Source organism: Kribbella turkmenica (assembly GCF_004348725.1).
In the GTDB taxonomy this organism is placed as follows: Bacteria; Actinomycetota; Actinomycetes; order Propionibacteriales; family Kribbellaceae; genus Kribbella; species Kribbella turkmenica.
In genome coordinates this window covers 1-26,636 of sequence record NZ_SMKR01000030.1, presented here as the reverse complement: position 1 = coordinate 26,636, position 26,636 = coordinate 1, and the positions used below count along the sequence as shown (strand labels likewise).

The window sequence follows — 26,636 nt, the reverse complement described above, 5'->3', positions numbered from 1 at the left end:
TCGAAAAGATGCATTGGACGGACCTCCGGTGGGCTGGTTGGGTTGCAGCATGGAGAAGCGTGCTTTGGGACGAGTGGGAATCGACGTCAGCCCGGTCGGGTTCGGCTGCTGGGCGATCGGTGGGCCGTTCACCAACACCAGCGGCGAGCCGCTGGGCTGGGGCGAGGTGGACGACGAGGAGTCGGTGCGGGCGATCCGGCGGGCCGTCGACCTCGGGGTGACGTTCTTCGACACCGCCGACGTGTACGGCGCCGGTCACAGCGAACGCGTGCTCGGCAAGGCGCTCGAGGGAATCCGGGACCAGGTGGTCATCGCGACCAAGTGGGGCAACACGTTCGACGAGGCGACCGGCGTGATGCACCACCAGGACCAGTCGGCCGAGTACGTGCGCAAGGCGGTCCAGGCCTCGCTCGAGCGACTCGGAACGGACCACATCGACCTGTACCAACTTCACTTCGACACCAGCAACGAGGTCGCGCTGCCGTTGCGCGAGGCCTGCGAGGATCTCGTCCGGGAGGGCCTGATCCGCAGCTACGCGTGGAGCACCGACACGGCGGCCAGCGCGGAGTTCTTTGCCGAGGGCAAGCACTGCTCGGCCGTGCAGCACGAGGCCAGCGTCCTGCACGACGCACCCGAGTTCTTCGCGCTGTGCGAACGCGCCGACCTGGCCAGCATCAACCGAACACCGTTGGGCATGGGCCTTCTCGGCCGCCGGGACGCGAACCGGCCGGCCACCGGCGCCGACATCCGGACGCTGCCGCCGTCGTGGTTGCGCTACTTCGGCAAGGGCGGCGTCCCCACTGCGCAGTGGTGGGCGAAGGTGACCGCGATCCGCGACGTGCTGGAGAGCGACGGCCGGACGCTCGCCCAGGGAGCGCTCGCCTGGCTGTGGGCCCGCAGTCCGCGGACCGTTCCGATCCCGGGCTTCCGCACGGTCGGGCAGGCGGAGGAGAACGCGCGGGCGATGGAGTTCGGGCCGCTGCGGGACGACCAGATGGCGGAGATCGCCGGGCTGCTCGGACGCTGACGAATCTCCTGCGCACGGCTGGGTACCCGGACGGTGAGCGACCATCGAGAGGGTGAGACACGATGCGACTGATCGTCGACCGCACGACGCGGCGCCGTGGCATCACGGTGAAGGATCACGGGCATCCGTTCCTCAAGTCCGCCGGCCTGACCGTGGCGGGCCTGTGTGCCGGGATGGTGACGGAGTACCTGATGGACCCGGACCGGGGCCGCGCGCGGCGGGCCCGGATCCGGGACCGGTCCGCACATGCAGCCCAGGGGATGAACGGCGGGCTGACCGGCCTGTCCAGGGACATGACGAACCGCGGCCGCGGGATCGCGATGACCGCCCGCTACCGGGTCACCGGGCGGACCGCGGACGACGCCGTTCTGCACGACCGGGTCCGGGCCGAGCTCGGCCGGTGCGTGAGTCATCCGCACGCTGTGCAGGTGCGGGTCGACGCCGGGTCCGTGACGCTGGTCGGCGACGTGCTGGCCGAGGAGGAGAAGACGGCCCGGCACGCGGTCAAGCGGATCCCGGGCGTGAAGAACGTGGATGCCCAGTGGACGGTCCACGAGGAGCCGGGCGACGTACCGACACTGCAGGGCAAGGGCCGCAGCAAGCGTTCCCAGACAACCAGCTGACCCCACCCGAACCAGCCCGGCGCTCTCGCCCCACCGGCGGCGGCGCCGGGCTGTGCCATGTCCGGACACCCCTTGCAACCGGAAATTCGTCAGGTCCGACCTCTTGCCGATTGGTCAGGTTTATCGATATACCTCTGACACCACCCCACCCCCGGGAGCCCTGATGAGGTCAACTGCGCGGTCAGCCGGCCGGCTTGGTGGTGCCGCGCGGGACCAGCACGGCGGGCACGACCACCTCCCGCGGGTCGCCGGTCGGGCCGCCGCTGATCTGGGCGACGAGCGAAGTGGTGATCATGTCGGCCATCTCGTCGTGCCCCGGGTTGACGCTGGACAGCGCCGGGACGAGGAACGGCGCCTCGTCGATGTCGTCGAAGCCGACCACCTGGACGTCGTCCGGCACCCGCAGCCCGGCGTCGGCCAGCGCGCGCAGCGCCCCCATCGCGACCACGTCGGTGAGCGCGAACACGGCGTCGAAGGCGATCCCGCGATCGAGCAGCGACCGGATCGCGTCGTACCCCTCCTGGAGGGTGAACCGGCAGCGGACGGTCAGCTCGGGATCGACGGGTACGCCGGCCTCGGTGTGCGCGAGGGTGTAGCCCTCGGCCCGCAGCGCCGGCATGTTCGCGGTCCACTCGGGATTGCCGCCGAGCATCGCGACCCGCCGGGCCCCCGTCGCGAGCAGGTGCGCGGTCGCCTGCCGGGCGCCGTCGACGTTGTCCATCATCACGTGGTCGAACCGGGACGGCAGCGCCCGCTCGCCGATCATCACCACCGGTGCGTCGGTCCGGATCTGGGTCAGCTCGGCCGGGTCGATGTCGACCACGCTGAGGATCAGGCCGTCGTACATCCGCAGCCGGGAGAAGGCCACCGCGTCCAGCTCCCCCTCGCGGCTGGCGCCGGTGCGTTCCATCACGATCCGCAGCCCGTGCGCCTCGAAGCGGTCGGCGAGCCGGCCGGCCAGCTGGCCGAAGTACGGGCGTTCCAGCTCCGGGACCGCGAGCCCGACCACTCCGGTGCGGCCGGCGCGCAGGTGCCGGGCGGCCAGGTTGACCTGGTAGCCGAGCTCGCTGATCGCCGCCAGCACCCGTTCCCGGGTCGCCGCGCCGACCCGCGGCCGCCCGTTGATGACGTTCGAGACGGTCATCGTGGACACCCCCGCGGACCGCGCCACGTCGGCCATCGTCACCACGGTGGTCTCTCGCTTGGTGCCTTCCCCGCCCCACCGCCCCGAACGCTTCATGAAGCCAACCATAAACACCTCCTGGAGTTGCGATGAGAAAGCGCCGCACCCTGGCCGCACTCGCGGCCCTCACACTCACCCTCCTGCCGGCCGCCTGTGGTGGCACGCCGGGGAGCGGTGGTGACGACAACAAGCTGACGTTCTTCTCCTGGGACGGGGAGGAGACGATGAAACCGGTGATCGCGAAGTTCGAGGAGCAGAACCCCGGGCTCAAGGTCGAGTTCTCCAACGCACCGCCGGTCGCGGAGTACATCTCCACCCTGCAGTCCCGGATCCTCGCCGGTACGGCGGCCGACGTGTTCGTCATCGCGGCCGAGAACAAGACCAACCTGATCAACGGCAAGCACGTGGTCGACCTGAGGGACAAGCCGTTCCTGAAGAACGTGCCGGAGTTCAATCAGGCGACGTACTCCGGTCCGGACGGCGCGGTCTACGGGATGTCGGTCGCGTCCTGGGGTGCCGGGATCCTCTACAACAAGGACCTGCTGGCCAAGGCCGGCGCGACCACGGTGCCGCAGACCTGGGACGAGTTCCTTGCCCTGTGCCACAAGCTCAAGTCGGCCGGCGTCACGCCGTACCTGGAGTCCGTGCAGGCGATGTCGACACCACTGGCGGCCTTCCTCGGTGCACGGAACGCGGCCGACGGCGGCACGATGGACACCAAGATCTTCGACGGCTCGGCGAAGTTCAAGGACTACTGGGTCGAGCCGCTGACGCAGTGGTCGCGGCTGTGGACCGAGGGCCTGGTGACTCGCGGCGTGGTCGGCCTGACCGGCGACCAGGTCCGCACCGAGTTCGCCACCGGCAAGGCCGCGATGATGGTGGCCGGGCCGTGGGACGTGCCCGGCGTCCGCGAGGCGGCGCCGAAGCTGAAAATCGAGATGGCACCGATCCCCAGGATCGACGGCGGCACGCCCTACCTGGCCGGCGCCGCCAGCCCGGGCTACGCGATCAACACGAAGGCGAAGAACCCGGAGGCGGCGGAGAAGTTCCTGACCTACCTGAACGCGCCCGAGGCGATGGCGCTGTACCAGAAGGCGACCGGCGCGATCACCGTCACCACCGACTTCGAGCCGAAGCTCGACCCGGCGCTCACCCCGATCGTGAAGGACGTCCGGGCCGGCAACGTCTACCTGCCACAGATCGCCTGGAAGCGGGCGGAGGACATCCTCAACGTCGAGGCGACCGCGCAGCTGCAACTGCTCGTCCAGGGCAAGGCGACCCCCGAGCAGGTCGCGAACGCCCTCGACACCAAGCTCGCGAGTACGTCGTGACCGCTGGTGTGATCGCTCCGGCCGGGACCTCTCCGGAGGTGCCGGCCGGGGCCACCCCGCCACCGCGGCGCGGTTGGGGGCGTGCCCGCGAGACCACCGCGAACCAGTTGTTCCTCGTCCCGGTCGCACTGGTCTTCGTGGTGCTCCTGGTGGTGCCGCTGACGCAGACGTTCTACTGGAGCTTCACCGACTTCACCGGCTACTCGGCCGAGGTGAAGTTCGTCGGGCTCTCGAACTACGGCAAGGTGCTGACCGATCCGTCCATGCTGGCCGGTCTCGGCTTCACCCTCGCCTTCACCATCGGTACGGCGGTGCTGATCACGATGGTCGCGATCCCGCTGGCGGTCGTACTGAACAAGAAGTTCTTCGCCCGGAACTTCGTCCGGTCGGTGTTCTTCTTCCCGGCGATCCCGAGCATCGCGATCCTCGGCCTGGTCTGGGGCTACATCCTGTCGCCGTTGGGGTCGGGCGTGCTGAACTCCCTGCTGGACAGTCTGTTCAGCGCCGGTCCCTACCCGTTCCTGTCGGACGCGACACTGGCCCGGGTGTCGGTGATCGTGGTCGCGGTCTGGGGCGGCGCCGGCTGGCACGCCGTGCTCTACCTCGCCTACCTGCAGTCGATCCCGGCGGACTACTACGAGGTGGCGACGATCGACGGCGCGTCCGCACGGCAGCAGTTCTTCCACATCACGCTGCCGTTGCTCACACCGGCGATCGTCATCAGCAACTTCCTGCTGATGACCGGCGGCCTCAAGGTCTACGACCTGCCGTTCACCCTGACGAAGGGTGGTCCGGGGTACGCGACGTACACGATCACGCAGTCGATCATCACCAGCGGTGTCGCGCAGGGACGGTACGGGCTGGCCTCGGCGCTCGCGGTGCTGTTCACGATCGCGGTCGGCCTGGTCGCCGTCGCCCAGCTGTGGGTGTCACGGCGAATCGAACGGAGAGTGCTTTGAGACAACGACGTTCACCGATCACCAGTGTGGTGATGATCGCGCTGGCCTGCGTGGTCGGCGTACCGCTGTACTACATCGTCGTGAACACGCTGAAGACACAGGAGGAGATGGCCCGGTCGCCGCTGGGGCTGCCGAGCCAACTGTTCCTGGACAACTACCGGCAGATCTTCGAGACCGTGCCGCTCGGACGGAGCTTCGTGAACACGCTGCTGGTCACGGTCGCGTCGATCCTGGTGATGCTGTTCATCGGCTCCACCGCGGCGTACGCAATGGCGATGCGGGCCAGCCGGTTCAACCGGTTCTTCGGCGCGCTGCTGCTGCTCGGGTTCATCGTGCCGGGGCAGTCGACGCTGATCCCGCTGTACCGGATGCTGGTCGACGTCGAGCTGGTCGACACCCTGCGCGGGCTGGTGATCATCTACACCGGCGGAGCGATCTTCTGCTACTTCCTGATCCAGGGATACATCAGCCGGCTCCCCTTCGAGATCATCGAGGCCGCCCGGATCGACGGCGCCGGGCCGTTCCAGATCTACTGGCTGATCGTGCTGCCGCTGATCCGGCCGATTCTGGCCACCGTGGGGGTGTTCCAGACGATGTGGATCTGGAACGACTTCATCACCCCGAGCGTGTTCCTCAGCTCACCGGAGAAGTCGACGCTGGTGCTGCAGGTCTACCGGTCCGTCGGCGAGTTCTCGACCGACTGGCCGGGCTTCATGACGATGAGCGTGCTGGTGCTCGTCCCGATGGTGGTGTTCTTCGTCCTGACCCAGCGCCACATCGTCGACGGCCTGCTGGCCGGCAGCGTGAAGTCATGATGTCTTCCTCCCCGCTCTACACCGACCCGGTCCATCTCGCGCCCACCGATCCGACGCTGATCGCCGGGCCGGACGGCACGTGGTGGATGTTCTACACCCAGCGCCGCGCACGCGAGCCCGGCGGCGGCCACCGTTGGGTGCACGGTACGGACATCGGTGTCGCCCGTTCCACCGACGGTGGCCTGACCTGGCGGTACGACGGTGTCGCGGCCGGTCTCGATCCGCATCCCGGCCGGAACACGCTGTGGGCGCCGGAGGTGATCCGTGCCGGGGATCGCTACCACCTCTTCACCAGCTACATCCCCGGCGTACCGGACCGTTGGGAAGGGCATGCTCGGTCGATCCTCCACCACACGTCGCCGGACCTGACCGACTGGCGGTACCACGGCGTCCTGCCACTGTCCTCGGACCGGGTCATCGACGCGTGTGCGCACGTGTTGCCCGGTGGTGGCTGGCGGCTCTGGTACAAGGACGAGGCCCACGGGTCGACCACCTGGTCGGTGGACACGCCGGACCTGGTCCGGTGGACGGCGCCCGTCCAGGCGATCGGCGGTGCACCGCACGAGGGACCGAACGTGTTCCGGCTCGGTGAGTTCTACTGGATGATCACCGACGAGTGGCGCGGCCAGGCGGTCCACCGGTCGACCGACCTGACGCACTGGCAGCGCTCCGGGCTGATCCTGGCCGAGCGATCGGACGACCGCGGCGTCGGCCACCACGCGGACGTCGTCGTCGGCCGGGACGAGAATGGGCTCGAGGTGGGCTGGATCTTCTACTTCACCCACCGGACCACCGCAACGGTCGACAACGTGGTCGACCCGCGCCGGCTGACCGACATCCACGTCGCCGTCCTGCGCGCAGACGGTGACCGGCTCAGCTGCGACCGCGACGCACCGGTCGCGTTGGATCTGCGTCGTACAGTCTGAAACACCAAGCACACAAGGAGAACGAGTTGTCGAAGACATCGCGGGTCGTGATCGATCTGGACGTACCGGGTCCGACCATCAGCCGGCACCTGTACGGCCATTTCGCCGAGCATCTCGGCCGGTGCATCTACGGCGGCTTCTACGTGGGCGAGGACTCGGACCTGCCGAACGAGGGCGGGATCCGGCTCGACGTGGTCGAGGCGCTGCGGGCGCTCGACATCCCGAACCTGCGCTGGCCGGGCGGCTGCTTCGCGGACGAGTACCACTGGAAGGACGGGATCGGGCCGAAGGCCGGCCGGCCGTCGATGATCAACACCCACTGGGGCGACGTCGAGGAGAACAACCACTTCGGCACCCATGAGTTCATGGCGCTGTGCGAACTGCTCGGCGTCGACCCGTACGTGAACGGCAACGTCGGCAGCGGGACGGTCCAGGAGATGAGCGAGTGGGTCGAGTACCTCACCCGCGACGGCGACAGCCCGATGGTCCGGCAGCGCAGGGCGAACGGCCGGGAGGAGCCGTGGAAGGTGCCGTTCTGGGGCATCGGCAACGAGTCCTGGGGCTGCGGCGGGAACCTGCGGGCCGAGGCGTACGCCGACCTGGCCCGCCGGTACGCCACCTTCTGCCGGAACCACGGGGACAACAAGCTCTACAAGATCGCGGCCGGTGCGGCGGACGACGACCTGAGCTGGACCGAGGCGCTGATGAAGGCGATCAGCTGCCTCGGCTGCGGCCGCGAGCCGAAGAACATCTTCCAGGCGATCTCGTTCCACTACTACACGGTTGCCGGCACCTGGGAGAACAAGGGCCGGGCGACCGAGTTCGACCTGGACGACTACTACCGGACCATCATCAAGGCCCAGGACGTCGACCGGGTGATCCGCGGGCACTCGGCGGTGATGGACGCGTACGACCCGGAGCGCAAGGTCGGCCTGGTGCTCGACGAGTGGGGCACCTGGTGGGACGTCGAGCCGGGCACGAACCCGGGCTTCCTGTTCCAGCAGAACGCCATGCGCGACGCCCTGGTCGCGAGCCTGCACTTCGACGTGTTCCACCGGCATGCGGACCGGCTGGTGATGGCGAACATCGCCCAGACCGTGAACGTGCTGCAGGCGATGCTGCTCACCGACGACGACGGCGGTCTCGTGCTCACCCCGACGTACCACGTGTTCGAGATGAACAAGCGGCACCACGACGCGACGTCGGTCCCGGTCCACCTGGTCGAGCGGCCGGCGCCGTACGAGCTGGACGGGAAGAGCATGGAACTGCTGTCCGCGTCCGCCAGCGTCAAGGACGGCAAGGCGCTGATCTCGGTCAGCAACCTGGACCCCAGCTCGCCGGCGGACGTCGTCCTCGACCTGCGCGGCGCGGACATCCGGAACCCGGCCGGACGGTTGCTGACGGCATCGAAACCGCAGGCCTACAACACGGCCACGGACACCGCGGTGGCGCCGGTGCCGCTGACCGGGCTGGAAGCCGACCCGCGGGGTCTGCGGTTCACCCTTCCGCCGCACTCGTTCGCGACCGTCAGTCTGGGTCTTGTCTGACGGTCCAGCGCCGTAGCGAGCAGGTGCCGAGTGCCGCGCAGTAGGCGTTGGACCGTCAGACAAGGCCCTACCGTGTGACGCCGATCTGGAACTCGTGCACCCAGTTCGCCGGGTTCTCGGGGTCGAACTGCAGCGTCACCTCACGGGCGTACCCCTGGCTGCGGTATCCGTTGTCCTCGATCCAGCGGGCGAGTGTCTGCATGCTGCGGTCGGCGTTCATCATGTCGCCCTGGTGCACGATGGTCGCCGCCTGCGCAAGTTCCGGCAGTTCGTGCACGTCGAGGTCGGCCGCGGCGCCCGCCTCGACGGGTACGGCGGCGTGGACGAGGATCTGGTCGTCCTCGGCGTCCTCGTAGTACGCGACCGGTGCGCCGGAGGGCGCCACTCCGGCCGCACCGAGGCGCTCGAACAGCTGGCCGAACAACGGCTGGAGGACCGGGCCGATGTCCTCGCCGTCATAGCTCTTGGACAGGGCACTCAGCTCGGCCACCCGGGCCGGGGCGATATGTTTCAGGACGACGTCTTCGGTGGGCATGTGACCTTCCTTCTCGATCAGGCGGAGCCTCGCCTCGACACTGACCAGCCGGGACGCGCTGCGGGTCAGCTCGTCCTCGAGCTGCGCCTGTCGCAGCCGGAGCATGCCGCGCAGTTCCTCCGCGGACAGCTTGGCGTCGACGATCTCGTGCACCTGCTGCAGGCTGAACCCGAGATCCTTCAGCGCGATGATCCGGTTGAGCCGGCTGAGCTGGTCCGCCGAGTAGTAGCGGTAGCCGGTCGCCTCGTCGACGACCGCCGGCCGGAGCAACCCGGTCGCGTCGTAGTGCCGGAGCATCCGGGCCGAGACCTGCCCGAACGCCGCGAAGTCTCCGATGGTGAACATGTCCCCACCTTTCCGGTTGACACGGTGTCAAGGTCAACTGCCGGTCAGGAAAACCTGGCCGGAAGCATCCTGGGGTCCGTACAGTCGCCTCTCGGAGAGCCTTGGCGAACGCCGATTGCGAATGGTGGCCGACCCGGCGGGAGAGCGCCGCCACGGTGAGACGGCGCCGGATGGGATGCGGCACCGGATCACCGCGACCGAGCTTCGGGACTCGATCTACACCCAACGCGTCGTCGACGGAGGCGTTCGACGAAATGCTCGGCACCATCGTGCGGCACTGAGCGAATGGGAGCGGCGGGGTGACGGCCCTTCCGGAGTGACCAGCCGGCACCCCGGCCGCCCACGCGCGCTGTACCCGCGGTAAAGCCGCTCGAAACAGATTCCCGGCGAGGCCGGGTCAGGAGCTGACGCGAGTACGGCGGTCGCGGACGGCGGCGACGGCAAAGCCGGTGAGCATCAAAGCGACGCCACCGGTGCCGAGGCCGACGACGACGTTTCCGCGGGTGGCCAGCCGGGGGTCGCACTGCATCGGCGTGATGCCCTTGCCCGGCTGGAAGAGCGAACCGCAGTCACGGCCCTGCACGGAGACCGGGCGAACGGCGAGCACCACCCCGGCGATCAGCAGGACCACACCCACCGCGCCGAGAATCTTGCTCAGCACTGCCCGTCTCGCTGTGCCGGGCAACCCGCCGATGACGCGGCAAGGACCGACCACACGTGCCTGGTCAGACCTCGCATCTGGTGCTCACGCTCCCTGCTCGCCGGAAGATTTGATCAAATCTAACGCAGCTAGCCCTCAGCTCTGAAGCCCGGACCACGCACAGGGTTGAATCTTCACCCGTTTCTAACGATTAAGTGGCCTGCCGGGTTCAGTCGGGAACGGCGACCAGCGACCCCACCGCGCGCCCGCGGGCGACGTCGGCGAGCGCCCGGTCCACCGCGCCGAACGGCACCGCGGTCGTGTGCGCTCGGACCGGCAGCCGCGCGACCAGCCGGAAGAGCTCCTCCCCGTCGCGGCGGGTGTTCGACGTGACGCTGCGCAGGTCGCGCTCGTGGAACAGATGACGCTCGTAGTCGAGCACCGGTACGTCGCTCAGGTGGATCCCGGCGACCGAGACGGTCCCGCCCGGTTTGAGCGCCTCCAAGGCGTACGGCACGACATCCCCGGCCGGGGCGAACACGATGGCCGAGTCCAGCGGAACGGGCGGGCGGTCGGCGGTCTCACCGACGTACGCGGCACCGAGTGAGCGGGCCAGTTCCCGGTTGCGCTCGCCGCGGGTCATCACGAACAGCTCGGCGCCCTGCGCGGTCGCGAGTTGCGCGGTGAGGTGGGCGCTCGAGCCGAACCCGTAGATCCCGAGCCGGCCACCCGGGGGCAGGTTCGCCCGCAGCAGTGACCGGTAGCCGATGATTCCGGCGCAGAGGAACGGCGCCAGCTCCTCGGCCGGGCGGTCGGCCGGCAGTGCGTAGGCGTAGTCCTGCGGTACCACGGCGTACTCCGCGAAACCGCCGTCCGCGTCCCAGCCCGTGTACGAGGACCGCGGGCAGAGGTTCTCCGACCCCGCCCGGCAGAACTCGCACACCCCGCAGGTCCCTCGCAACCACGCGATCCCGACCCGGTCGCCGGCCGCGAACCGCTCACCCCCGCCGATCGCGGTGCCGACGACCTGATGCCCCGGCACGACACCCGGCCGCCGCGGCGCCAGGTCCCCCTCGCACAGATGCAGGTCGGTCCGGCAGATCCCGCACGCCTCTACCTTGACCAGCACCTCCCCTCGCCCCGGTTCCGGCACAGTCCGCCGCACTCGCCGCAACGGCCCGGCGTGGAGCGGCCGCGGCCGCTCCACCGCCCAGACGTCCATCAGTTCGTCCATCCTCCGACGATCCCAGATCTGCCTGGTCCCGGGACCTGCTGGTCAGGCGACGCGTCGAGGGCGCGTTCGCGGCGCTCGGCGACCCTGGAGCCGGATTCCCGCCGGGCCGTCCGGCGACGCTCACGCCGGACGCGACCTAAGGTCCCGGGTAGGCGTGCAGGCCGGTCGGGTACTCGTTGCCGTGGGCCACCAGCCAGCCGGCGGAGTCGACGATCAGCGCCGCGGTGACGTCGAACGCGTTCAGGCTGTCACCGTCACCCGCCGCCAGGTTGGCCACGTGACCGCCGGCGAACAGCAGGATCTCGCGTCCGCCGACCCGGTGACTGGTCACCGCCGGGACGGCCTGCACGCCGTTGCCGAGTGCATCGAGGTCGATCTCGTCCGCGGAGTGCCCGGCGTTCACGATCAGGCACCCGTCCTTCAATGTGCCGATCACATCCGCCGAGAGGGTGCCGGTCCGCCCGGTCGCGGTGACGACGATGTCCGCCCGGTCGCCGGCCAGGCCGACGACGTCGAAGCCGTCGTACGACGCGATCAACGCACGGGCCGGGTCGACCTCGGCAACCTGGACGACCGCACCGAGACCGCGTGCCGTCCGGGCGAGGCCGGCGCCGACCTCGCCGTACCCCGCGACCAGGACGGTGAGGCCGTGCAGGGAGAGCTGGGTCCGGGCCGTGACCGTGTGCCAGGTGCTCGTGCCGACGGTGAACCGGTTGTGCAACTGGTTCTTCAGCGGCACGCCGTCCAGGTCGAACACCGGGCAGGTCAGCGCCAGCGCGGCGACCCGGTTGAGACCGGTGCGCGTCATCTCGATGCCGGCCACGATCCCGTCGTACCCGCGGGCGGCGGCCTCGACCAGGATGTCGCCGCCCATCTCGACCGTGTGCGTCGGCTCCCAGGCGACGCAGGCGGCCGGGTCGGTCACGTCGATGCCCCAGGCCTCGACCAGTCGCTGGACGTCGGCCCGCGTGGTCGCCGGATCGGCCGGGTGCACGATCACCGCCGCCCCGGCTGTCCGGTACGCCTGCAGGAACAGCGCCGACTTCAGATCGAGGTGCGCGGTGACCGCGAGCCGTACCGCCGTCAGATCCGGCAGCCGCCCCGCCGCCTCGGCCGTCCGTCGCATCCACCGCCGTGCCCACGCGAGCCGCTGCTCGAGGTCGATCCCCTGCCAGGCCGTCGTCGGAAGCTCCATCAGAGCACGATGTCACAACCGCGGAACGCCGTGCTACGACGTGACCAGCGCACGTAGCAGGCGCGGGGTGATCAGGCCGTCGGCCAAGCCCAGTTCGACGAGATCGTCGAAGGTCGCCTGGTCCGCGGCGGCGGCGCGGATGCCGGCGTCGAGGATGTGGCCGGAGCGCGTCAGTTGGGCCGTGAGTGAGGTGTGCCGGAGGTGCCTACCGAGGAGACGGCCGGTTTGCCGCCGGTACGACGTACCGGCGTCACGACTGTCGTTGTGCAGGGCGTCGGCGACCGCGCGGCCTGCCAGCAGACCGGTCGCGACCGCGTAGTAGATGCCCTCGCCGGTCATCGGGTTGATCAGCCCGGCGGCGTCACCGGCCAGCATCACCGGACCGGGCCGGGGTCGCCAGAACCAGCTCGACAACGGCAGATGATGACCCCACCAGGACTTCCCGCCGTCGGTCGCTCCGGGCAGCAGTTGGTCCAGGTGCTCGAGGATGTTCGCCCGGGTCGGACGTGGCCGGCCGGCGGCGAGCTGTTCGCCGTACCCGACGTTCGACCAGCCGTCGCCGCGGTCGAAGGACCAGGCGTACGACGGTTGCCGCCCCGGCCCGTACGCGATCACCTGGCTCGCCGCACGCGCGGCCGGGGTCGGCGCGTAGCCGCGGATCGCGAGAGCCACCGGTCCCGGCTTCACCCCGAGCTCCCGCCGTACGACCGAGTGCGCACCGTCCGCCCCCACGACGAACCGAGCCTGCAGGTCGCCGTCGACAGTGATGACGTCCTTCGCGACCCGGAGACCGCGGACGCGCCGGCGGATGAGCCGGGCACCGGCCGACTGGGCCGCGGCCGCGAGTCGCTGGTCGAAGACGGTCCGCGGGACCACCCAGTTCGGCCGGGCCATGTCCCGGTCGACTCCGGTGGCGCCCCGGGTCAGCGCGAACCGGCGTACGGGAGTCCAGTCGTCGACGAGCCCGGTGACGCCGACCTCGGCCAGCAGGTCGAACACATGCGGCGCGATCCCGTCACCGCAGGCCTTGTCCCGCGGGAAGTCGTGCCGGTCCAGCAGCAGGACCGACAGGCCGGGATCGACCGCCAGTGCCCCGAGCGCCGCCGAAGCTCCGGCGGGGCCGGCTCCGACGACCACCAGGTCCCACACGGGCTCCAGTGTCCCACCCCTGGCCGGGGGTCAGGTCCCGGGCCGCTTACCAGGCTTGTGCGTACGACGGGACGCCGCACGACGGGGACGCGGGACGAGCCGGTCGGCGTGACCGGTGGACCCGGTCGAGGAGGTGACCGGCCGGGCCTGGTCGAGGTCGACGACCTTCGGCGGCGGCGGAACGAAGATGTGGATCGTCTCCTCGTCGTCCGGTGGTGGTGGCGGTGGCGCCTGGACCGGAGCCGGCCTCGCGCGAGCGGCCGATTCCTTGCTCGCCCGCACCTCGGGCGCCGCCATTCTGGTCGCGGCCACCGGGACGCGGACCGGGCGGCTCGGGAGCCTGGTCCGCAACTCCAGGCCGAGCGCGTCGATCAGCTTGCTGCAGGCAACGATCGACAGTCCGGCCGCGACCACGGTGCAGCCGGCGAACAGGACCGCCTGACCACCCGCGGCCCAGTTCGACGGATCGGTGCGGCGCATGGCGGCGATCATCGCCACCACGACCGCGTTGGTGATGCCGAGGGCAACTGCTACGCCGATGGTGCGGTACAGCACCGACCGGTCCAGGCCGACATCGTCGGCGGCCGCCACCAGACCCGCGATCAGCCCGGCCAGGACCGGCACGGTGTACACGAGCGCCAGCGCGAGACCGGGGCTCGCCACCAGGTAGAACACGTCGAAGACGAGGGCCGTGCCGGTCAGCGCGGCCGCGAAGCAGACCACCATCGGCGGGTAAGACCGCACGATGGCGACCGCGTCCGCGGGCACCGTCCTGATCATCCGCAACGCCAGAACCACCGACTCCGACTCCGTCCCCTCGCTCTTCCCCATTGTGCAGGTACCCCACACCCAGAGTGACAACCGGACACACCTTAGGGTCAGGGAATGCATGCGTCCGAAGTCGTCGTCTACGGTGGAACCGCCGCCGGCGTGTGCGCCGCGGTCGCGGCCGCGCGGGCCGGCGCACAGGTCGTCCTGCTCGAGCCGGGCCACCACCTCGGTGGGATGGTGTCCGGCGGGCTCGGGTACACCGATCTCGGCGACAGCCGGGTCCTGGGCGGACTGGCGCGGGAGTTCATGCTGGCGATCGCCGACCGGTACGGCGTGCCCGCCGGCCACTACGCCGGCCCCGAGCCTCACGTCGCCGAGAGCATCCTGACCGGCTGGCTCCAGAACGTCGACGTGGAGTTCGGCAGCCGGTTGACCGGGGCAACCGTCGTCGACGGCACGATCATCGCCCTCGCCACGACGACCGGCGACCACCGGGCCGGCGTGTTCGTGGACGCGTCGTACGAAGGCGACCTGATGGCCGCGGCCGGCGTGCCGTACGACGTTGGCCGGGAGAGCCGGAGCACGTACGGCGAGTCGCTGGCCGGCCGGCGCGAGTTCGCGCCGGGCAAGCACCAGTTCCCGCCGTTCGTGTCGCCGCTCACGGACGGCGGCGTACTCCCTCTTGTGCACGACCGACCGCTCGCCGAGCCCGGCTCCGGCGACGGCGGGGTGATGGCCTACGGCTACCGCGTCTGCCTGACCGGGGCGCCGGACCGGATCCCCTTCACGCAGCGGCCGGGATACGACCCCGCCGAGTGGGAGCTGGCCCGCCGCTGGTTCGCCGTACTGCGCCGGAACGGGATCGAGCCGGCCGCCGGCGACGTGATCGGCCTGGTCCCGAACCTGCCGAACGCCAAGTGCGACGGCAACTCGATCGGCCCGCTCTCGCTGAGTCTGCTGGACGGCACGAACTGGGCCTATCCGGACGCGCCCGCCGACGAACGCGAGTCGATCCGGCAGCGGCACGAGCACTACACCCGCGACTTCCTGTGGTTCATGACCACGGATCCCGGCGTACCGAAAGCCGTCCGGGACGGACTGTCGGAATGGGGCCTGCCGGCCGACGAGTTCGCCGACACCGGCGGGATCCCGCACCAGCTCTACGTTCGCGAGGGGCGCCGGATGCGCGGCGAGTACGTGCTCACACAGCACGACCTGCTACCGCACCCCAGGGTGCAGTACGACGCCGTCGCAATGGGCTCGTACCACATCGACGTCCGCGAGATCCAACGCACGTGGTCGATCGCGTACGAGCACCCGGAGCCGGTCCCGTCGGTCTTCAACGAGGGCTACCTGTCCGTCGGGGTTGCGCCGTACCAGATCCCGTACCGGTGCATCGTGCCCCGGTACGACGACTGCCGCAATCTCCTCGTGCCGGTCTGCCTGAGCGCCTCGCAGGTGGCGTTCGCGTCGGTCCGCATGGAAGTCCAGTACGAGATGCTGGGTCAGGCAGCCGGTGTCGCCGCGGCGCACACGATCGCGACCGGCCGTTCCGTCCAGCAGATCGACGTTCGCCGACTGCAGAACGACCTCGCCGCCGCCGGAGCCGTGCTGGCGCTGTGACTCCAGCGACGCCGAGGTGTGTGTCCCCGCGGAAGCCGGCAGGTGCTACGCGGCGGCGGGGAGGGGGCTGAGCTTTGTCCGGAGGTCGTCCAGGATCTTGCGGAGAACCCGGGAGACCTGCATCTGGCTGACACCGATGTCGCGGCCGATCTCGGACTGCGTCCAGCCCTCGACGAACCGCAACTGGAGGATGCGGCGCTCCCGCGGACCGAGCTCCTCCAGCACCGGCTGCAGCATCTCGACCGTCTCCAGCTGGTCGATGCTGCCGTCCTCGTCGTCGGCGACCACGTCGGCCAGGGTGAGGTCGGCGTCGGCGTCGGACGGCCGGTCGAGCGACAGCACGTTGAAGCAGCCCTTCGCGGCCAGGGCCTGCTCGACCTCACAGACCTCGACGCCCAGGTGCTCGGCGATCTCGGCCGGAGTCGGTTCACGGTTGAGCTGCTGCTCGAGCTCCGGCAACTTGCTGGCGATGGTGCCCTGCATCTCCTGCAGCCGGCGCGGGATCCGGACGGTCCACGCGCAGTCGCGGAAGTAGCGTTTCACCTCGCCGCGGATGGTCGGGATGGCGAATCCGATGAACGGCGTGTCGGCGTCGAGACGGTAGTGGTGAGCGGCTTTCACCAAACCCAGGTACGCGACCTGCTCGAGATCTTCGGCCTCGGCGCCGCGGCCGCGAAACCGGCGCGCGATTCCCCGCGCCATCTCGATGTTGAGCTCGACGACCTCTTCGAGCAGTCGTTGCCGCTCGGCTTCGTCGGTGCTGGCAGCCCTGCGTTCCATCAACTCGCGAGTGGCTGCTTCTCTCGCGGCCCGATCGGCCGCGGTGGAACAGTGAACAGGAACCTGATCAGTGATACTGGTTACCATGGGTATGACCTCGCGACTCTGAGTCACGGCGTGGCACGTATCTGGACCACGGTCATGCCTGCCTCTAGCCCGTACCCACCTCGGCAGATCCCATGCGCTCTAGAGCCGGGCGAGTCTGCGTTCGGTGGTTCCCGACGGCTCGGCACCGTCGCCGGGCGCCGGGTCGAGGAGCCGGACCGCGGTGCCGGTGCGGTCGGCGAAGACGGCGTACCGGCCGAGTGGACTGTCCGCCGGGCTGAGCAGCCAGTCCAGGTCGCGATGCTCCTCGAAGAAGGTGTCGACATCGCCCACGTCGTATACCCCGCCGCCCCCGAGCGCGCCCTCGGCGGGATCGCGGACGAGAGCGATCGTCGGCCGGTGGCCGCGCTCCCCGAGCAGGGCGGTGTCGTCACTCGGCCAGGCGATCGGCTCCAGGCCGAGTCCGCGGTAGTAGTCGACACTGGCCTCGAGATGTTCGACCGGGCGGAGTTCGAACAGCAGTTTCATCCTCAGCCTCCTCGTCAGCGGCGGCGGTTCTGGCCGGACCTGCGCGCCTCGTCGGTCCGGGCACCGACCTCGGAGATCCGGTCGGCCAGGCCCGGGTGGTCCTCGGTGAGCTGCTCGCCGGCCGCGGCGAGCGGCCCGAGCAGCGCGGCCGAGTCATCGTTGCCCAGCGCGTCGTGCACGGCGTCGACGCTGGCCTGCGCCTGTCGGTCGAGCCCGTCCAGAGCCGCCACCTGACCCGCCAGCCGGCGGAGGTCGGCCGCGTGGTCCCGGGCCCAGATGGCGACCGCACGGTCACCGGCCCGCTGGTCCCGCGCCGCCTGCACCCGCTGCTCGCCGTTCAGCTCCGGCTGGTTCGCCCGCGGGTTCAGCCGCAGGTAGCGGCGCTCGGCCGCCTGCCGGCTGGTGACGCCGAGCGCCGGCGCGAGCTGGATCCAGCTGATCCCCGCGGCCCGGGCCGCCTCGATCAGCCGCGGCTCCCAGTCGCTCAACGCCTCGCGCAGCTCGCGCAGCCGGACCAGCGCCGCCAGCAACTCGTCGGCGGTGGGAGGATCCTCCGCCCCGGGGACGTTCGGGGCGGAGGGGGACCTCCCCAGCACATCGGCCAGGAACTCGAGCGCCGCCGCCGGAGTGCGGTCATCTGCGTCAGGCTGCGGCATCGGTTCTCCAGGCGTCAGGCGTCGAGCTGTCTGGTGTCGTCGACCGTCTCACCGGTCACGGTCCGGTTGCCGGGCTCCCCGCCGGTGATCGAGATCTTGCGCGGCTTGGCCTGCGCCGCGACCGGGATCTTCACGGTCAGGACGCCGTTCTCGTACGACGCGCTGATCCGGTCGGCGTCGAGGGTGTCACCGAGGAACAGCTGCCGGGAGAACACCCCGAGCGGCCGCTCGGCCACCTGCATCTCGACGCCCTCGTCCACCGCGGCCGGACGGCGCTCGGCCTTCACGGTCAGTACGTTCCGCTCGACGTCCAGGTCGATCGCGTCCGGGGTCACGCCAGGCAGGTCGAAGACGACCACGTACTCGTCACCCGACCGATAGGCGTCCATCGGCATCGGGCTCGGCCGCGACCACGTCCCCGGCGCCGTCGCGCCGGTCAGCTGCTGGGCCAGCCGGTCGAGCTCCCGGAACGGGTCAGTGCGCATCAACATCGTTTCCACCTCCAGGTTCATCGACTGTTCCGGTGTCAACACGCACCATCAGAGATAGCATGTCATTGATCCGTTGACAAGTCCTGAGTCATCATTTCGTTGACAATGCATTCGCCTGGGTACCGGCGCCGCATGACGGAGAACGAGTGGCTGATCCGGGCCCCGGTGGCCGAGGTGTTCGCGATCCTGACGGACGGGTGGACGTACGCCGCCTGGGTCGTCGGGGCCTCTCGGGTGCGGGACGTCGAGGAGGGGTTCCCGCAACCCGGCCACAGCCTGTACCACTCGGTCGGAGTGTGGCCGCTGGTGATCGACGACAGTACGACGGTCCTGCAGTACGAGCCCCTGCGGTTCCTGCAGCTGCGTGTCCGCGCCTGGCCGACCGGCGAGGGCCAGGTCGAGTTCGTCGCGACCGACAAGGGCGGCGACTGCCACCTGATCATGCGCGAGGAAGCCGTCAAAGGACCGGCGGCCGTGATCCCGCACAGCATGATCGCTCCGGTCCTGAAGGCCCGCAACCACGAGACGCTGCGCCGGCTCGCGTTGCTGGCCGAGAAACCGCACTGAGATCCCGCCTGGCGGGTACCGGCAGCACATGACGACGCAAGGATCTGTGTGGCCGGCGACCGCGACGCTTCCGGAGTACGACGGGATCCACGCCGACAAGCATGCCGACGTGGTGGTGGTCGGTGGTGGCCTGATCGGGCTGACCACCGCGCTCTACCTGCAGCAGGAGGGAGCCGACGTCGTACTCCTGGAAGCGGGCCGGGTCGGCGCCCGGACCAGCGGCAACACCACCGGCAAGGTCACTTCGCAGCACAGCGCGATCTACGCCGATCTGCTCGACCGGCACGGTGCGAGCAAGGCCGGCCGGTACGCGACCGCCAACCAGGCCGCCGTCGACGAGGTCGCCGCGCTGGCGGACCGCCTCGGCATCGACTGCGAGCTCGTCCGGACGCCGGCGTTCGTCTACTCCACCCGGGCTGACTCCCCGCTCCGCCGGGAGGCCGACGTCGCCGCTGCACTCGGACTGCCGGCGCGGTTCGTCGACCCCGGGGAGCTCGGCCTGCCGGTGAAGGCCGCTGAGGTCGTGCGGTTCGATGACCAGGTGCAACTCCATCCGGCGCGCTACCTGGCCGGGCTCGCCGCCGCGTTCACCCAGGCCGGCGGCCGGATCTTCGAGAACAGCCGGGTGAACGAGCTGAACACCGACCACGACATCCAGGCGGTCACCGCCCGGGGACCGCTGGTCCGCGCGAACCACGCGGTCGTCGCGACCCTGCTGCCGATCGGACTCACCGGCGGGTACTTCGCCCGGACCCGGCCGAGCCGGTCGTGCGGCATCGCCGTACGCCTGCCCGTCGAGGCACCGTCCGGAATGGCGATCTCCGTCGACTCACCGGTGCGGTCCACGCGCCCGTGGCCGGGTGGCGGCCGGACCGGGCTGATCGTGGTCGGCAGTGACGAAGAGGCCGACGCCGAGACGACGTACCAGGGACTCGTCGACTGGGTGGGTTCGACGTGGGACTTCGAGGTCGTACCGGAGTACCGCTGGTCCGCCCACGACTACAGCACGCCCGACCTGCTCCCGTTCGTCGGGAAGGCGCCGGGAACGCCGCTGCTCGTCGCCACCGGCATGGACAAGTGGGGACTGACCAACGGGACGGTTGCCGCCGGCATCCTCCGCGACCTGGTCCTCGACCGGGAGAACCCGGCCGCCGGCGTGTACGACGCCGGCCGCATCGGGGACGTCCAGGCGGTGGCGAAGCTGGTCAAGGACAACCTGCACGTCGGCAAGGAGTTCGCGGCCGGTCACCTGGGCCGGCTGAAGGGTGGCGCCGACCATCTCGAGGTCGGTCAGGGCGGCCTGCTGACCCGGGACGACGGCAGCACCGTCGGCGCGTACCGAGACCACGACGGCGAACTGCACACCGTGGACCCGGTCTGCACCCACCTCGGCTGCCCGCTGCGCTGGAACCAGGCCGACACCACGTGGGACTGCAACTGTCACGGCTCGCGCTTCGGCTACACCGGCGAGGTGCTCGACGGACCGACGACCAAGCCGCTCACTTCGCCACGATGAGCGCCTGCGGCGCCGCCTGCTTGATCCGGGTCTGCAGCCAGCTCAGCTGTGTCCGGGTGTCCGTCTGACAGTTCTGCACGGTCTTGAGCAGATCGGCGTCCGGCACACCCTGGGCCGCCTGGCCGACCACCGTCCAGGTGACGTCGACGAACGACGCCAACGCGTACAGGTCCTGCAGGTCCCGGAGCAGGCCGACTCCCCCGGACCGGGTGCCGCTGAACTCGGCCGCCCGGAGGCGATCCGGCTCGTCCTCACGATGTTCGCCGTACCGGGCCAGGAAGGGTCCGAGAGACTCGACGTGACCTGCCGCCTTCTCACCGAGGGTCTGGCAGAGGTGCTCGACGTCCGGCTCGTCCGCGTGGTGGCGACCGACCTGGCCGAACGCCTCGGCCAGCGAGTTCTCCGCGGAGTGCAGGAGCCCCAAGTACGTGGACAGATGCATGTCACACCTTCCTCACCCTGACGGCCTCACCCTGACGGCGGCGACCTTGTAGAGCGGCTGCTTCGACACCGGGTCCCACTCGGTCAGCGTGAACTCGTTCGCCGCCGTCCGGCCTCGATCCGTCGAGTCCCAGTAGCCGAAGTGGAAGGGCACGAAGACCACTCCCGGCCGGACTCGGCCGATCCGCGCCGGCCCCTCCATCCAGCCCCGCTCCGACTCCACCCGGACTCGGTCGCCCTCGGCAATCCCCAGGTCGGCTGCGTCCGCGGCGGACAGCTCCACCCAGACCGACGGCTCGGCCTGCCGGAGCTTCCGCGACCGGCCCGTCTTCGTCCGGGTGTGGAAGTGGTACGGCGACCGCCCGGTGGTCGCGATCAACGGGTACCCGGACGAGATCCACTCCGGCGGCTGCTGGAACGTCGCTGCCTTCAAGAACGCCCGTCCGGCCGGCTCCGTCGCCTTGTACTGCTCGGGCGTCGTACTGCCGCCGGTCAGCAGGTCGTGGCCGAAGTCCTCGCAGACGTAGGAATCGGTCGGGAACACCGAATCCGGGTACAACCGGTCGGTCCCCTCCGGGTTGTCGTCGGTGCACGGCCACGGGATCCCGCTGCCTCCGCGCAGCGCGTCGTACGTGAGACCGCTGTAGTCGCACGGCCGGCCGCGACTGCACTCCTTCCACGCCTCGAACGCCTCTTCGGGCGTGCTCCAGCCGATCAGCGGCTGACCGTCCTTGTCCCGGAAGTCCATCCGGCGCGCGTAGTCCAGGAAGATATCGAGATCGCTGCGCGCCTCCCCCGGCGGGTCGACGGCCTGGTCCGACAGGTGCACGGTCCGGCTGGCGTTCGTGAAGGTTCCCTGCTTCTCGCCCCAGAGCGCGGCCGGCAAGACCACGTCGGCGTGCTCGGCGGTCTCGGTCAGGAAGCCGTCCTGGACGACGAGGAACAGGCCGTCGCGGTCGAGGATGTCGCGGATCCGCGGCAGTTCGGGCAGTGACACGGCCGGGTTGGTCGCCGAGATCCAGAGGAAGTCGATCGACCCCTGCTCGACGTACCGCCACAGTTGCATCGCGTGCGTCGGCGGCGCCCAGTGCGGGATCTTGAGCGGGTCGACGTTCCACAGCGTCGAGAGCTCGTCGATGTGGTGCTGGTTGGCCCAGTTGCGGAAACCGGGCAGGTCGCCGTCGGCGCCGCACTCCCGGGTGTTCTCCGCGGTCGGCTGGCCGTTCATCTGCAGGACGCCGCAGCCCGGCTTGCCGATCAGGCCGCGGAGCAGGTGCAGGTTGTTCACCTGACAGGCCGCCGCGGTCGCCTGATGCGACTGGTAGAAGCCTTGCAGCACGGTCGAGAGCACCCGCTCGGACGTCCCGAAGATCTCCGCCGCTCGCTGGACGTCGACCGCGTTCACGCCACAGATCTCCGCCACCTGCTTCGGCTCGTACGCCGCGACGGCCGCGACCAACTCGTCGTACCCGATCGTGTGCCGGGCGACGTACTCCTCGTCGACGTGGCCGTGCTCGATCAACTCGTGGATCAGGCCGTTCATCAGCGCGAGGTTCGTCCCGGGCAGCGGCGCCAGGTGGACGCCGCCGGTGCGCTCGGCCATCCGGGCCGTCGGGGTGTCTCGCGGGTCGACGACGACGATCGCCGGTGTGTCCGGGCCCTCGACCCGGTCGAGGACGCGTGCCCACAGCACCGTCTGGGTCGCGGCCAGGTTGTGGCCGAACAGGAAGAGCGCATCACAGGACTCGATGTCCTCGTAGCTGCCGGGCTGGCCGTCCGAGCCGAACGTCTCCTTGAGCGACGCACCGGCGGTCGCCGTACACAACCTGGTGTTGCCGTCCATGTGCGGCGTACCCAGACCGGCCTTCCCGATCACGCCGAGCGTGTAGTACTCCTCCAGGAACAGCTGTCCACTGGTGTAGAAACCGTGCTGCAGTGGATGCCGCTTCTTCGACTCCTCGACGATGCGGTCCATCGCCTCGTCCCAGGACGCCGGCCGCAATCCTTCGGCGGTCCGGATCAACGGCTGGGTGAGGCGGTCCTGATCGCTCCACTGCCAGGAGGCGTAAAGACCCTTGGGGCCGAGTCGTCCGTGGTTGATCCGGTCGACGGCCCGGCCCCGAACGCCGACCATCCTGCCGTCCTTGACCGCGATGTCGCAGGCACAGCCGTTGCTGCAGAGCACGCAGGCCGACTGCACCCACCGGTCGACCTCGGCCTCGGCGACCGCGAGCTCCTGGTCCACGCGCACCGGCCACGCGGTGCCGCGCTCGTGGGGCGTCCGCGCACCCCAGACGTTCTCCACCCGATCCGCGCTGTCCACGAAAGGTGCGGTACCCAACCATTGTCTGGGTATGCGAAAGGCGCGCGCCCCGGGACCGGGACGCGCGCCTCGTCGTCTGCGGGCTACGCCTTCTTGGCGATGCCTGCCATCAGGATCCGCTGCCACGGCTGCAGTTCCTCGACCGCCGGCACGTCGGCGTCGGGGTCCTCCGGGAACCAGCGGGCCAGGAAGTCCAGGCCCGGCGGGACCAGTGGCATGCCGAGGAAGTGCTGCTCGATCCGCTCCGGCGTCCGGATCCAGCCGTTGCCGAGGCTCTCCAGACCGGCCCGCTCCATACCCTTCTGCAGCGGCTCACCGGTGTCGACGAAGTCGGTGATGAACAGGTAGCTGCCCGGGGCGAGCGCGTTCATCAGCGTCCGGACCCACTCGTCCGGCTTCTCGTCGTCATGAAAGTGCATGTGAATGCCGACGACCATCAGCGCGATCGGGCGGCTGAAGTCCAGGTGGTTCCTGATCTCCTCGTTCTCGAGGATCTCCTGCGGCCGGCGCAGGTCCGAGGTGACCACGATGGTGCTGTTGTTGGTCGCCAGCAGCGCCCGGCCGTGGGCCAGCACGATCGGGTCGTTGTCGACGTACGCGACCTTGGCGTCCGGATTGACCTCCTGCGCCGCCTCGTGCGTGTTCTTCTGCGTCGGCAGTCCACTGCCGATGTCGAGGAACTGGTCGATCCCGGCCTGCCGGGCCAGGTACTGCACGCCCTTGACCAGGGCCTGCCGGTTCTCGATCGCGCAGCGACCGGCGTCCGGTACGTACTTCAGGTAGAGCGCCGCGCCTTCCCGGTCGGCGGCGAAGTTGTCCTTGCCACCGAGCAGGGCGTCGTAGACGCGGGCGATGGTCGGTTGGGATGTGTCGAACTCCGGACGGGGGTCCGGAGTGCCGGAAGTCGCCATCGGCGCAGCCTTCGTGTCGGGGAATCGTGTGAGTCATCGTAGGGCAGTTGCGGACCTCTCGAAGCACTGGTTCGCCGCTGCGGGAGTGTCGATCCGAAAGTCGCCGCCGGACTGCGCCTTATTGCCTGATTCATCAACCAGACAAGCCTTTTCGGATCACCCCAGTTCCTGACAAAACAGCCATTTGCAGGACTCCATCGACACTCTTCCCCACCTGCATCCCGTCAACCCTGTTCACCCTTCCCCACGCACTGCCGCCGAGCGCCTTCCTCCTCCCAGGCGGCTCACCGGGCTCGAAGCCAATCCTCTGGCGGGCTCACTGGGCTCGAAGCCAAGGCGAGCAGGGATTCGCCGGCGTACTGCGGACGACGGTCACGACGACGATCACAGAGCGTTGATCTGGGCGCCTTCGACCACGCCGAGTAACGAAGCGGACACAAGGACCGCAAACGTGTACGATGCAGATGCAATGCCAAATGCACGTGCATATGCCAAAGACGTACGGAAGGTGCAGCTGATGACTGCTATCTACAACGGCATGCCCGGCGACTCGGTGACCGAGCTGGTCTGGCGGAAGAGCCAGCGCAGTGGCCCCAGCGGCAACTGCGTCGAGGTGGCGAAGCTGCCGGACGGCGGCGTGGCGGTGCGGAACTCGCGTCACTCCAACGGCCCGGCACTGGTGTTCACCAAGGCCGAGATCGAGGCGTTCCTCGGCGGTGTTCACGACGGGGAGTTCGACAACCTCGTCTGAGCGCACCGCAGAGCGAGAGGCCCCTTCACCAGGCGAGTGGCGAAGGGGCCTCTTCTTGTCTGCTCTCCTTGTGCGGAGCCGCGCTTGTCTGCTCGGACCGGTGCCGCCGCGCGCGGCCGGGAGGTACGCTCAACGACCGTCCGCCAGACCTTCCACCGACCGCTGGAGAACGACGAAGGCCGACCCTCCGGCGAGGGTCGGCCTTGGTGCTGCCCGGGCGGGTCGGACTACTGGACGGTGAACGGCCAGAGCTGCTCGCTCGGCAGCTCGGACGCCGAGCCGCCGGCCGAATTGTCCACAGTGATTCGCAATCCGGTGAACTTCGGCGTCATCACCCGCTGGTACCGCGACGCGCGGTCGGGCTCGGCGACGTACTCGGCGATCAGGTGGTCTCCCAGCCAGATCCGCACCATCTTTCGGCCTCCTGCTGCTCTGTCGGTGGTCATGGGGCCAGGCTCACGATCGGGTCGCCGTCGAGCTGACGAACGCCGCGCAACCAGCCCTCGAAGGCCCAGCGCTGTTGCTCGGGGCAACGCGCAACCAGTTCCTGGATCTCCCGCTCGGTCAGCTCGTCGGGCGCGCGGCCGCTGGTATCGGCGCCGGCGTGCTCGGCTGCCTCGCTGTCGTCGTCGTTCATCGACTCGGGTTCCCCAACCAGTCGTGCCGGCGCTTGCGCCGCCGGCGGTCTGTAGGACCGGCCTGCCGGATCGCGCGATGTCACGGTTCGCGAGATTCAGCTCACCTTCTGTGCATGAAGCAATCATGGCGTCGGCACGCTACGAATGCAAGCGCCCGATGCACGTGCATCCGCACGTTTTCCAGTTCGACCCCCGAAAACTTGGTTTTCCGCCTGCGAACGGCGGCCGGCAGGCCTTCTGAACGACGCACAACGGACCTCCGGGCGTAACTTTGTCCGGACAAACGAGGGGAGATTGGCAGGTCCGCTACTACACTCCGTGACCGGTCACCTGGTTGCCGATGCCTTGTGTAAGAACTCCGGCAGATTGCCGGTCGTCCGTGCGATGATGTCTCCCTGCGGAATGTTGTCGCCGCTGATCTGAGCTGCTGGGGGCCGTGGGAGGTGGGTGTGACCGAGTCGGGCGCGCAAAGCGGGCCGACTGCGCTGCGCATCATCCTCGGAGCGCACCTGCGGCGGATGCGGGAGGCGGCGGGCATCAGTCGCTCGGACGCAGGCTGGGAGATCCGCTCGTCGGAGTCCAAGGTCAGCCGGATGGAGCTCGGCCGCGTCGGCTTCAAGGAGCGCGACGTCAGCGACCTGCTCACGCTCTACGGCCTGGACGACGGCGAGGAGCGCGACCGACTGCTGTCACTGGCGCGGGACGCCAACAACCCCGGCTGGTGGCACCGCTTCGGCGACGTACTGCCCAGCTGGTTCCACTCCTACCTGGACCTCGAGTCCGCCGCGCAACTCATCCGAACCTATGAGCTGCAGTTCGTCCCCGGCCTGCTGCAGACACCGGAGTACGTGCGCGCCGTCGTCCAGCTCGGCCGTGGCCTGATCCCGGCCGAGGAGGTCGAGCGCCGGGTCGCCCTCCGGGTCAACCGGCAGGAAATTCTCACCCGGCCCAGCCCCGTACGGCTGTGGGCGGTCGTCGACGAGTCGGTACTGCGCCGGCCGATCGGCGGAGTGAAGTCGATGCGCCTCCAGCTGGAGTACCTGCTCGAGGCTACTCACATGCCGAACCTGACCCTTCAGGTGATGG

Annotated in this window: 28 protein-coding genes; 12 read left to right on the top strand and 16 right to left on the bottom strand. The window is 69.5% G+C overall.

Annotation, left to right across the window (positions count from 1 at the left end; genetic code table 11):
- The first annotated feature begins 49 nt into the window (after positions 1–49).
- On the top strand, positions 50–1,027 hold the full coding sequence (locus E1218_RS09475) for an aldo/keto reductase (RefSeq protein WP_132318376.1): 978 nt from the start codon (positions 50–52) through the stop codon (positions 1,025–1,027).
- Between the two features lie 62 nt (positions 1,028–1,089).
- Complete coding sequence (locus E1218_RS09470) at positions 1,090–1,650, top strand: BON domain-containing protein (protein ID WP_132318374.1); 561 nt, start codon at positions 1,090–1,092, stop codon at positions 1,648–1,650.
- A 181-nt stretch (positions 1,651–1,831) separates the two neighbouring features.
- On the opposite strand, the gene E1218_RS09465 is transcribed toward E1218_RS09470, so the two are convergent.
- Positions 1,832–2,890 (bottom strand): LacI family DNA-binding transcriptional regulator, encoded by a 1,059-nt coding sequence (locus E1218_RS09465; RefSeq protein WP_202865881.1) that lies wholly within the window; start codon positions 2,888–2,890, stop codon positions 1,832–1,834.
- 32 nt (positions 2,891–2,922) lie between these two features.
- Here E1218_RS09465 and E1218_RS09460 point away from each other — a divergent pair, with 32 nt between their 5' ends.
- From E1218_RS09460 to E1218_RS09440, 5 genes are read left to right on the top strand one after another with little or no spacing between them, the layout of a single operon-like run.
- Positions 2,923–4,164, top strand: coding sequence for an ABC transporter substrate-binding protein (locus E1218_RS09460; RefSeq protein WP_132318372.1), 1,242 nt, complete (start codon positions 2,923–2,925; stop codon positions 4,162–4,164).
- Entirely contained in the window at positions 4,161–5,123 is a 963-nt protein-coding gene (locus E1218_RS09455) for a carbohydrate ABC transporter permease (RefSeq protein WP_202865880.1), read from the top strand. Before E1218_RS09460 ends, E1218_RS09455 begins: the two co-directional genes overlap by 4 nt.
- Positions 5,120–5,938: a carbohydrate ABC transporter permease gene (locus E1218_RS09450; protein ID WP_202865879.1), complete on the top strand. Its 819-nt coding sequence runs from the start codon at positions 5,120–5,122 to the stop codon at positions 5,936–5,938. The genes E1218_RS09455 and E1218_RS09450 overlap by 4 nt, the downstream gene beginning before the upstream one ends.
- Positions 5,935–6,864 carry a glycoside hydrolase family protein gene (locus E1218_RS09445; RefSeq protein ID WP_202865878.1) on the top strand — a complete coding sequence of 310 codons (930 nt, stop codon included), beginning with the start codon at positions 5,935–5,937 and terminating at the stop codon, positions 6,862–6,864. The genes E1218_RS09450 and E1218_RS09445 overlap by 4 nt, the downstream gene beginning before the upstream one ends.
- Before the next feature lie 26 nt (positions 6,865–6,890).
- Positions 6,891–8,411, top strand: a complete 1,521-nt coding sequence (locus E1218_RS09440; RefSeq protein ID WP_132318370.1) for an alpha-N-arabinofuranosidase — start codon at positions 6,891–6,893, stop codon at positions 8,409–8,411.
- A 67-nt stretch (positions 8,412–8,478) separates the two neighbouring features.
- On the opposite strand, the gene E1218_RS09435 is transcribed toward E1218_RS09440, so the two are convergent.
- The 6 genes from E1218_RS09435 to E1218_RS09410 all read right to left on the bottom strand — a co-directional run bounded on the left by E1218_RS09435 (position 8,479) and on the right by E1218_RS09410 (position 14,340).
- A complete protein-coding gene (locus tag E1218_RS09435) occupies positions 8,479–9,291 on the bottom strand; it encodes a MerR family transcriptional regulator (protein ID WP_132318368.1) in 813 nt (270 codons plus the stop codon).
- Between the two features lie 397 nt (positions 9,292–9,688).
- The gene (locus tag E1218_RS09430) at positions 9,689–9,952 is read right to left on the bottom strand and encodes a hypothetical protein (protein WP_132318366.1); all 264 of its coding nucleotides are present in this window, start codon (positions 9,950–9,952) and stop codon (positions 9,689–9,691) included.
- A gap of 208 nt (positions 9,953–10,160) precedes the next feature.
- Positions 10,161–11,165 carry a zinc-dependent alcohol dehydrogenase family protein gene (locus tag E1218_RS09425; protein ID WP_233712116.1) on the bottom strand — a complete coding sequence of 335 codons (1,005 nt, stop codon included), beginning with the start codon at positions 11,163–11,165 and terminating at the stop codon, positions 10,161–10,163.
- Positions 11,166–11,301: 136 nt separating this feature from the next.
- Entirely contained in the window at positions 11,302–12,360 is a 1,059-nt protein-coding gene (locus tag E1218_RS09420; protein ID WP_132318364.1) for an NAD(P)-dependent oxidoreductase, read from the bottom strand.
- 33 nt (positions 12,361–12,393) lie between these two features.
- A complete protein-coding gene (locus E1218_RS09415) occupies positions 12,394–13,509 on the bottom strand; it encodes an NAD(P)/FAD-dependent oxidoreductase (protein WP_233712115.1) in 1,116 nt (371 codons plus the stop codon).
- Between the two features lie 30 nt (positions 13,510–13,539).
- The gene (locus tag E1218_RS09410) at positions 13,540–14,340 is read right to left on the bottom strand and encodes a hypothetical protein (RefSeq protein WP_233712114.1); all 801 of its coding nucleotides are present in this window, start codon (positions 14,338–14,340) and stop codon (positions 13,540–13,542) included.
- A gap of 54 nt (positions 14,341–14,394) precedes the next feature.
- Between E1218_RS09410 and E1218_RS09405 the strand changes: the two genes are divergently transcribed.
- The gene (locus E1218_RS09405; protein ID WP_132318360.1) at positions 14,395–15,903 is read left to right on the top strand and encodes an FAD-dependent oxidoreductase; all 1,509 of its coding nucleotides are present in this window, start codon (positions 14,395–14,397) and stop codon (positions 15,901–15,903) included.
- A 45-nt stretch (positions 15,904–15,948) separates the two neighbouring features.
- On the opposite strand, the gene E1218_RS09400 is transcribed toward E1218_RS09405, so the two are convergent.
- The 4 genes from E1218_RS09400 to E1218_RS09385 form a co-directional block, all read right to left on the bottom strand.
- Positions 15,949–16,683, bottom strand: coding sequence for a SigB/SigF/SigG family RNA polymerase sigma factor (locus E1218_RS09400; RefSeq protein ID WP_233712113.1), 735 nt, complete (start codon positions 16,681–16,683; stop codon positions 15,949–15,951).
- 186 nt (positions 16,684–16,869) lie between these two features.
- Entirely contained in the window at positions 16,870–17,256 is a 387-nt protein-coding gene (locus E1218_RS09395) for a hypothetical protein (protein ID WP_132318356.1), read from the bottom strand.
- 14 nt (positions 17,257–17,270) lie between these two features.
- Complete coding sequence (locus E1218_RS09390; RefSeq protein WP_132318354.1) at positions 17,271–17,912, bottom strand: hypothetical protein; 642 nt, start codon at positions 17,910–17,912, stop codon at positions 17,271–17,273.
- Between the two features lie 14 nt (positions 17,913–17,926).
- Positions 17,927–18,403 carry an Hsp20/alpha crystallin family protein gene (locus E1218_RS09385; RefSeq protein ID WP_132318352.1) on the bottom strand — a complete coding sequence of 159 codons (477 nt, stop codon included), beginning with the start codon at positions 18,401–18,403 and terminating at the stop codon, positions 17,927–17,929.
- Positions 18,404–18,535: 132 nt separating this feature from the next.
- Between E1218_RS09385 and E1218_RS09380 the strand changes: the two genes are divergently transcribed.
- Both E1218_RS09380 and E1218_RS09375 read left to right on the top strand, forming a co-directional pair.
- Positions 18,536–18,970 (top strand): SRPBCC family protein, encoded by a 435-nt coding sequence (locus E1218_RS09380; protein ID WP_132318350.1) that lies wholly within the window; start codon positions 18,536–18,538, stop codon positions 18,968–18,970.
- 28 nt (positions 18,971–18,998) lie between these two features.
- Positions 18,999–20,486, top strand: coding sequence for an FAD-dependent oxidoreductase (locus tag E1218_RS09375; RefSeq protein ID WP_132318348.1), 1,488 nt, complete (start codon positions 18,999–19,001; stop codon positions 20,484–20,486).
- On the opposite strand, the gene E1218_RS09370 is transcribed toward E1218_RS09375, so the two are convergent.
- From E1218_RS09370 to E1218_RS09360, 3 genes are all read right to left on the bottom strand, one after another.
- The gene (locus tag E1218_RS09370) at positions 20,470–20,928 is read right to left on the bottom strand and encodes a hypothetical protein (RefSeq protein ID WP_132318346.1); all 459 of its coding nucleotides are present in this window, start codon (positions 20,926–20,928) and stop codon (positions 20,470–20,472) included. The genes E1218_RS09375 and E1218_RS09370 overlap by 17 nt on opposite strands.
- A 12-nt stretch (positions 20,929–20,940) precedes the next feature.
- Positions 20,941–23,250, bottom strand: coding sequence for a molybdopterin oxidoreductase family protein (locus E1218_RS09365; protein ID WP_132318344.1), 2,310 nt, complete (start codon positions 23,248–23,250; stop codon positions 20,941–20,943).
- Between the two features lie 83 nt (positions 23,251–23,333).
- Positions 23,334–24,161: an SAM-dependent methyltransferase gene (locus E1218_RS09360; protein WP_132318342.1), complete on the bottom strand. Its 828-nt coding sequence runs from the start codon at positions 24,159–24,161 to the stop codon at positions 23,334–23,336.
- Positions 24,162–24,678: 517 nt separating this feature from the next.
- Between E1218_RS09360 and E1218_RS09355 the strand changes: the two genes are divergently transcribed.
- On the top strand, positions 24,679–24,912 hold the full coding sequence (locus E1218_RS09355; RefSeq protein WP_132318340.1) for a DUF397 domain-containing protein: 234 nt from the start codon (positions 24,679–24,681) through the stop codon (positions 24,910–24,912).
- Between the two features lie 227 nt (positions 24,913–25,139).
- Here E1218_RS09355 and E1218_RS09350 read toward each other — a convergent pair whose 3' ends face one another.
- The gene (locus E1218_RS09350; protein ID WP_233712112.1) at positions 25,140–25,358 is read right to left on the bottom strand and encodes a hypothetical protein; all 219 of its coding nucleotides are present in this window, start codon (positions 25,356–25,358) and stop codon (positions 25,140–25,142) included.
- Positions 25,355–25,549 carry a hypothetical protein gene (locus tag E1218_RS09345; RefSeq protein ID WP_132318338.1) on the bottom strand — a complete coding sequence of 65 codons (195 nt, stop codon included), beginning with the start codon at positions 25,547–25,549 and terminating at the stop codon, positions 25,355–25,357. The genes E1218_RS09350 and E1218_RS09345 overlap by 4 nt, the downstream gene beginning before the upstream one ends.
- A 450-nt stretch (positions 25,550–25,999) precedes the next feature.
- Between E1218_RS09345 and E1218_RS09340 the strand changes: the two genes are divergently transcribed.
- Positions 26,000–26,636, top strand: a 637-nt coding sequence (locus E1218_RS09340; protein WP_132318336.1) for a helix-turn-helix domain-containing protein, incomplete at its 3' end; no start/stop codon positions are given.